The organism is Streptomyces sp. S3(2020), from assembly GCF_013044505.1.
Lineage (GTDB): Bacteria > Actinomycetota > Actinomycetes > Streptomycetales > Streptomycetaceae > Streptomyces.
This window is the reverse complement of sequence record NZ_JABERD010000328.1, coordinates 1-7272: the sequence shown is the minus strand read 5'-3', so window position 1 is coordinate 7272 and position 7272 is coordinate 1. Positions and strand designations below refer to the sequence as shown.

6 protein-coding genes and 2 pseudogenes are annotated in these 7272 nt (G+C 72.0%); 6 read left to right on the top strand and 2 right to left on the bottom strand.

All coding sequences use genetic code 11. From position 1 onward, the window contains the following. The 6 genes and pseudogenes from HLK59_RS46505 to HLK59_RS46480 all read left to right on the top strand — a co-directional run. Positions 1–691: pseudogene (locus tag HLK59_RS46505) on the top strand (hypothetical protein); the annotation flags it as partial. Positions 692–854: 163 nt separating this feature from the next. After that, a complete protein-coding gene (locus tag HLK59_RS46500; RefSeq protein ID WP_171147732.1) occupies positions 855–1370 on the top strand; it encodes a SigE family RNA polymerase sigma factor in 516 nt (171 codons plus the stop codon). A gap of 10 nt (positions 1371–1380) precedes the next feature. Further along, a complete protein-coding gene (locus HLK59_RS46495; protein WP_171147731.1) occupies positions 1381–1707 on the top strand; it encodes a hypothetical protein in 327 nt (108 codons plus the stop codon). Between the two features lie 142 nt (positions 1708–1849). Continuing rightward, entirely contained in the window at positions 1850–3532 is a 1683-nt protein-coding gene (locus tag HLK59_RS46490; protein WP_346779987.1) for a phospholipid carrier-dependent glycosyltransferase, read from the top strand. A gap of 75 nt (positions 3533–3607) precedes the next feature. Then, positions 3608–4285: a 2-phosphosulfolactate phosphatase gene (locus HLK59_RS46485; protein WP_346779986.1), complete on the top strand. Its 678-nt coding sequence runs from the start codon at positions 3608–3610 to the stop codon at positions 4283–4285. Positions 4286–4385: 100 nt separating this feature from the next. Further along, on the top strand, positions 4386–5618 hold the full coding sequence (locus HLK59_RS46480; protein ID WP_171147729.1) for a SpoIIE family protein phosphatase: 1233 nt from the start codon (positions 4386–4388) through the stop codon (positions 5616–5618). Between the two features lie 28 nt (positions 5619–5646). Here the strand turns inward: HLK59_RS46480 and HLK59_RS46475 are convergent, their stop codons facing one another. Together HLK59_RS46475 and HLK59_RS46470 are read right to left on the bottom strand one after the other, a co-directional pair. Beyond that, complete coding sequence (locus tag HLK59_RS46475) at positions 5647–7029, bottom strand: L-serine ammonia-lyase (protein WP_171147728.1); 1383 nt, start codon at positions 7027–7029, stop codon at positions 5647–5649. 53 nt (positions 7030–7082) lie between these two features. Further along, positions 7083–7272 (bottom strand): annotated as a pseudogene (locus tag HLK59_RS46470) (serine hydroxymethyltransferase); the annotation flags it as partial.

The following is a 7272-nucleotide window of genomic DNA, read 5'->3' as shown; positions in this document are numbered from 1 at the left end:
GGGAGCGGCCGAAGCCCACCTGTTCGCCGGGGGGGGGGCGGGGGGGGGGGGGGACGGGGAGGGACTGCTGATCCGGCTGGTGCCGTCCAACAGCCACCCCGACCTGGCCCATTCGGCCAACTTCCGCAAGCTGGCCTCGCGGCCCGGGTTGCGGTTGCGCGTCGTGGGGCGTCTCGACCCGGCCCGTGCCGCGACGCTGCGGCCGCTGGCGGTCGGCCCGCTGCCGGACGGCACGGCGACCCTGCGTCTGCCCGGCGAGTGGATGGGGCACGCCGACCTGGGCTACGACCGCCTCGAAGGCGCGCACTTCCCGTCGGCCGACGAACTGCCGTCGGTGGAGGCCTTGTCCGCGTTCCCACCGGATCCGGTGGCCGAGGCGCCCCTGTGGCGGCTGCGACGGCTGGTCGAGGTCGCCGTGTCCGGGGGCCGCAGGACCGCGGCCGAGCCCGCGCGTGCCGGCGACCGGGTGTCGGCGACCGCGGCGCTTCGGCGCAGCGGCTTCCGGGCCGCCGCGGACCTGGCGGACGCGCTGGCCGCCGAGGCCGACCGCCGGGGCCGCGATGTGTTCGGCCGGACCCGGCAGGCCGATCCGGGCGGATACGCACGGGTGTGGCTCGCCGCCGCCGTCTATCTGTCCGGCACCGAACGGGCCCTGGTCGAGGCGACCTGGCAGCCATCGGCCGCCGCATGACCGCCAGGCCGTTCGCCCCCGCCGGAGGACAGGGCTCCCACGCACCGTGTGCGTGACGCACGCCACACTGTGGGGGTGCATAGCGGGGCGGGGCCCAGTGCCTTGTTAAAGGTGACGGAGGCAGCAGCCGGCGTGTTCGGCAGGGGGCAGGGGGGCGATGTGGATGGTGCAGCCGCGGGCCGTTGAGTTCGACCGGTTCGTGGCTGCCCGGTGGTCGGCCCTGCTGCACCTGGCAAGGCTGCTCACCGGCGGGGACCGGCACCGGGCCGAGGACCTGCTCCAGGAGGCGCTGGTCAAGCTGTGGTTCGCATGGCCGAAGGTGGCCGACCAGGCACCCGAGGCCTATGTGCGCAAGGTCCTGGCCCGTGCCGCGGCACGCTCGGCACGGCGTCGGTGGTGGGGCGAGCACCCCGTCGACCAGCTGCCCGACCCGCCCGGGGCGGGCGACGAGACCGCCGCCGTGGACGAACGGACCCGGCTGGAGGCCATGTTGGCGTCGCTGCCGGCCCGGCAGCGGGCCGCGGGGGTGCTGCGCTACTACCAGGATCTGCCCGAGCGGGACGTCGCGCAGGCGCTGGGGTGTCCGGTGGGTACCGCCCGTTCCCTCACTGCGCGCGGGGTCGCACGCCTGCGGCAGCTTCTGTCCGAGGCGGTCGAGCCCGTCGAGCCGGTCGCGTGAAGGAGGAACAGTGGATCTCTTCGAACAGGAGCTGTCACGCATGATGCGCGACAGCCACCAGGACAGGCCCTACGAGGACCGGCACCGATCCCGGCTGCGAGCCGGTGTCCGCGCCCGGCAACGGGCCCGGACCGCCTGGATGGCCACCGCGTCCGTGCTGACCATCGCCGGACTCGGCATCGGACTGCTGTTCCTGGCGAGTTCCTTCGCCCAGGGCGGGCCCGTCACGAGGCAGCCCCGCCCCGTCACCTCCGCCGAGTCGGTCCCGGGACCGTCGACGGTCCTCCCGGCCTCCACCGCCCACGTAGGGGCGGCTTCGAGCGGTCCCGCTCGCTGAGGGCCGGACCGGCGAGAGCGCCGCGGCCCTCCGGCGCCGCGCAGGCCGACTCCCGCTGATCCCGCGCGCCCCACTCGTCCCGCTCCCCCACGACCAGAAGGCTCCCCAGGTGTTCCACGAGAACGCGCCCGCGTCCGTCGACGTGCCCCGAACCGATCAGGTCGATCACCCGCCGGTCTCCTGGGAGAGGCGGCTGCGCGGCTTCGGATACGCCGGACGCCCGCACCTGTCCGTGCGCGACCGCCTGATCGTGCCGTTTCCCGAATCCGGGGCACGGCTGTGGCGCGGGCTCGGCCTGTCTCCCGCGGCGGTGGGCCGGCCGGGCTGGGGCGGGCCCCTGCTGGTGGCGCTCCTTGCCGGGCTGACGCGGTTCTGGCACCTGGGCAGCCCGCGGGCACTCGTGTTCGACGAGACGTACTACGCCAAGGACGCCTGGTCCCTGCTCCGCCTCGGCTACGAGGGCACCTGGCCGGACCGTAAGATCGCCGACCCGCAGATCCTGGACCGTCCCCAGGTGATATCGCTCTCCGACACCGGGTCCTTCGTCGCGCACCCGCCGACGGGCAAGTGGGTGATCGCCCTCGGCGAGTGGATGTTCGGTCTCACCCCGTTCGGCTGGCGCTTCATGACGGCGGTCCTCGGCACGCTGTCGGTGCTGATGCTGTGCCGCATCGGTCGCCGTCTGTTCCGTTCGACGCTGCTGGGCTGCCTGGCGGGGGCGCTGATGGCGGTGGACGGTCTGCACTACGTGATGAGCCGCACCGCTCTGCTGGACCTCGTCGTCATGTTCTTCGTCCTGGCGGCGTTCGGCTGCCTGCTCATCGACCGGGACCGCGCGCGGGCCCGGCTCGCGGCAGCCCTGCCCGTCCACGGGGACGGCCGTGTGCGCCCGGACGGACCCACCGGTGACCGTGCCGGAACGGGGGTGCGTCCCTGGCGGCTCGCGGCGGGCGTCTTCCTGGGACTGGCGGCCTCGACCAAATGGAACGGGCTGTACTACCTCGCCTTCTTCGTGGTCCTCACCCTCCTGTGGGACGTCGGCGCCCGACGGGTGGCGGGGGCGCGCCGCCCCTACCGCGCGGTGCTGCGCAAGGACCTCGGCTGGTCGGTGCTCTCCCTCGTGCCGGTCGCCCTCGTGACGTATCTGGTGACATGGACCGGCTGGTTCCTTTCCGACAACGGCTACGGGCGCCACTGGGCGGACGGCCGCGGTGGCACATGGGCGTGGATCCCGGCTCCGCTGCGCAGCCTGTGGCACTACGAGTACGGGGTGTACGAGTTCAACGTGGGGCTGCACACGCCCCACAAGTACGAGTCGAACCCCTGGAGTTGGCTGGTCCTCGGCCGCCCGGTCCTCTTCCACTACGAGTCGCCGAAAGCCGGGTCGGAAGGCTGCCGCACAGCCACCGACTGCTCCCAGACCATCCTTGCCCTCGGGACGCCCCTCCTGTGGTGGGCGGGGTGCTGCGCCCTGGTGTATCTGCTCTACCGGTGGGCGCTGCGCCGCGACTGGCGCTCCGGCGCCGTCCTGTGCGCCGTGGGTGCCGGCTACCTGCCCTGGTTCCTGTACCAGGACCGCACGGTCTTCTCCTTCTACGCGGTCGTCTTCGTGCCGTACCTGTGCCTGGCCGTCGCGATGATGGTGGGAGCCCTGCTGGGGCCGCCGGGGGCGACCGGGGAGCGGCGCGTGCCAGGGGCGGTGGCCGCGGGTGTGCTGGTCCTGCTCATCGCGTGGAACTTCATCTACTTCTTCCCCGCCTACACCGGGCAGACGATCCCGTACGCGGACTGGCACGCCAGGATGTGGCTCGACACCTGGATCTGAGTCATGCGAGATGAGTCACGTGATGTGAGTCACTCTCCGGGGATTAGGTGCCGGACGTGCTCGATCATGATCCGAATGGACGCCCACTTTCTTGGCATCGACGAGCTGGTCGAAACACCGTCCGTGGCGGTCGTGGTCGACGTCATGCGGGCCTTCACCGTGGCCGCCTGGGCCTTCGGCCAGGGGGCGGAGAAGATCGTTCTGGCCGAGTCGCTGGACGAAGCCCTGGCCCTCAAGGCCCGCCACCCTGACTGGGTGGCGCTCAAGGACGGTCCGCCCGCGCCCGGATTCGACACCGTCAACTCGCCGGGCATGCTGCGCTCCCTCGACCTCGGCGGGCGGACCGTCGTGCAGAAGACCACGGCAGGGACGGTCGGCGCACTCGCCGTCAAGGACGCTTCGCTGGTGCTGTGCGCCGGCTTCGTGGTGGCCGAGTCAACCGCTCAGGCTCTGAGGACACGAAAGAGTGACAGCGTCACGTTCGTGGTCACCGGCGAGGGTGGCAAGGCCGACGAGGATCTGGCGTGCGCCCAGTACATCGCCCGGAGGGTCGGCGAGCCGGGGACGGATGCCGCCGAGTACCTCCGCCGCGCCGCCGCCTCACGCGCTGCGGCCGAGCTCACGCAGGGTGTGCGCAAGGGCGTCCACCCTGATGACGTCGCGCTCTGCCTCGAACTCGACCGGTTCCCCTTCGCCATGGTCGCGGCCCCGGAGGACTCCCTGATGGTCCTTCGTCCGCACACCTCGATCTGATCGCCGATGTGGTCGAGGTAGGACATTCCCCGAGCCCCGTGGCCGGTTCGCTCCTATCGTGGAACGGCACAGTGACGCTCGGCGCCGAGGCAGGCAGCAAATGGCGGAGGAACCGCAGATCGACTATGCGGCGGTATTCAGGGCTCTGCCCGGCATGGTGGCGCTGCTCACCCCCGACCTGGTGTACGCGGACGCCAACGAGGACTTCCTGCGGCTGGCCGGACGCACCCGTGAGCAGCTGCTGGGCCGCTACATCTTCGACGTGTTCCCGGAGAACCCGAACGACGCGGCGGCGGCCGGCATGCGCGAGACCCGGGAGTCGATGCTGCGCACCGCGGCCACCGGCGAACGCGACACCATGGCGCTGCTCCGCTACGACATCGAGGACCCCGCGCACCCCGGTCGCTGGGAGGAGCACTACTGGAGCCCGGTCAACGCGCCCGTCCACGGCCCCGACGGACAGGTCGCGCTGATCGTCCACCGGGTCGAGGAGGTCACCGAGCTCATCCGCGCCTTCGGCGGCCCGGGCGGCGACCGGCGCTCCCGCGTACTGGAGGCCGAGCTGTACACCCGGGCTCGGGAACTGCAACAGGTCAACGAACGCCTGCGCCAGGCACACGACCGCGAGCGCGAGATCGCCCTGGCGCTCCAGGCGGCCATGCTGCCCGACCCCAGACCCCTCGAACACCACAAGGCGGCTGTCCGCTACCGGCCCGCCATCGGCGCCCTGAACGTGTGCGGTGACTGGTACGACCTGGTCGAGCTGCCCGGCGAGAGCCTCGCGGTGGCGGTCGGCGACGTCGTCGGCCACGGCCTGGCGGCCGCCTGTGCCATGGGACAGCTGCGCAGCGCCCTGAGCGCGGCCACCCGCGTCGCCGACAGCCCGGCACAGGCGCTGGAGGCCCTCGACATGTACGCCCGCTCCGTCGACGGCGCCGAGTCGACCACGGCGGCGACGACCTTCATCGACTGGGACGACCACACGATCACCTACAGCTGCGCCGGCCACCCGCCACCCGCCCTGCTCCACCCCGACGGCACCGTGACCTTCCTCGACCAGGCCACCGACCCGCCACTGGCCGCCCGCCCCCGCTTCGCCCCGCGCCCCCAGGCCCAGACGCCCTTCACCGAGGGCGCCACCCTGGTCCTCTACACCGACGGCCTCGTCGAACGCCGCACCGACGACATCGACACCGGGCTCGCCCGACTGGCCGACTCCCTCACCCACCACCAGCACGCCACGCCCGACGCCCTGGCCGACGCCCTCCTGACCGATCTGCTCCCCCACACCGGCAACACGGACGACACCGCGCTCATCGTCCTGCGGCTGTGACTGCGGCAGATCGCCGAGATGCCCGGCCTCAGCACTCGATGACGTTGACGGCGAGGCCGCCGCGGGCGGTCTCCTTGTACTTGACCTTCATGTCGGCGCCGGTCTCCTTCGTGGTCTTGATGACCTTGTCCAGGGAGACGTGGTGCCGGCCGTCGCCCCGCAGGGCCATCCGCGCGGCGGTCACGGCCTTGACCGCGGCCATGCCGTTGCGTTCGATGCAGGGGATCTGGACGAGGCCGCCGACGGGGTCGCAGGTCAGGCCGAGGTTGTGTTCCATGCCGATCTCGGCGGCGTTCTCGACCTGCTCGGGGGAGCCGCCCAGCACCTCGGCGAGACCGCCGGCGGCCATCGAGCAGGCGGAGCCGACCTCGCCCTGGCAGCCGACCTCGGCGCCGGAGATGGAGGCGTTCTCCTTGAAGAGCATGCCGATCGCGCCGGCGGCGAGCATGAAGCGGACGATGCCGTCCTCGTCCGCGCCCGGCACGAAGTTGAGGTAGTAGTGCAGAACGGCGGGGATGATGCCCGCGGCACCGTTCGTCGGCGCGGTGACGACCCGTCCGCCCGCCGCGTTCTCCTCGTTCACCGCCATCGCGTAGAGCGTCACCCACTCCATCGCGCGCGCCAACGGGTCGCCCTCGCTGCGCAGTTGCCGGGCCGCCGCCGCGGCCCGGCGCCGTACCTTCAGGCCGCCGGGGAGGATGCCTTCGCAGGACATCCCGCGCGACACGCACCCTTCCATGACCCGCCAGATCTCCAGCAGGCCCGCGCGGATCTCCTCCTCGGTGCGCCAGGCCTTCTCGTTCTCCAGCATCAGCGCGGAGATCGAAAGGCCCGTCTCCTTGGTCAGCCGCAGCAGTTCGTCGCCCGTGCGGAACGGGTGGGCCTGCGTGGTGTCGTCGGCCTTGACCCGGTCCGCCCCGACGGCGTCCTCGTCGACCACGAAGCCGCCGCCCACCGAGTAGTACGTCTTCTCCAGCAGCGGGACACCGTCGGCGTCGTACGCGAAGAGGGTCATGCCGTTGGCGTGGTACGGCAGCGAGCGCCGGCGGTGCAGGACCAGCTGGGTCGAGGCGTCGAAGTCGATCTCGTGGGCCGGGCCGATCTCGGCACCGAGCAGGCGGATGCGCCCGGTGCCCCGGATCCGCTCGACATCCAGGTCGGCCCGGGCGACGTCGACCGTGTGCGGTTCGTTGCCCTCCAGCCCCAGCAGCACCGCCTTGGGGGTGCCATGGCCGTGGCCGGTGGCACCGAGCGAGCCGAACAACTCCGCCCGCACCGCGACGGTCGGGGCGAGCAGACCGTCCGTCTTCAGCCGCGCGGCGAACATCGCGGCGGCACGCATCGGTCCGACGGTGTGCGAGCTGGACGGGCCGATGCCGATGGAGAACAGGTCGAAGACGCTGATTGCCACGCTGTACTCCGTGGATTGAGGCGCGGAGGCATGCCTCCGCGGGAGGGTGTCGGTTACAGGCCGGGGTACAGCGGGTGCTTGTCGGCCAGTGCCTTGACCCGGGACTTGAGGTCTTGGGCGTCGTAGGACGGCTTCAGTGCCGACGCGATGACGTCGGCGACCTCGGTGAAGTCCTCGGCGGTGAAGCCGCGGGTGGCGAGCGCGGGGGTGCCGATGCGCAGGCCGGAGGTGACCATCGGGGGG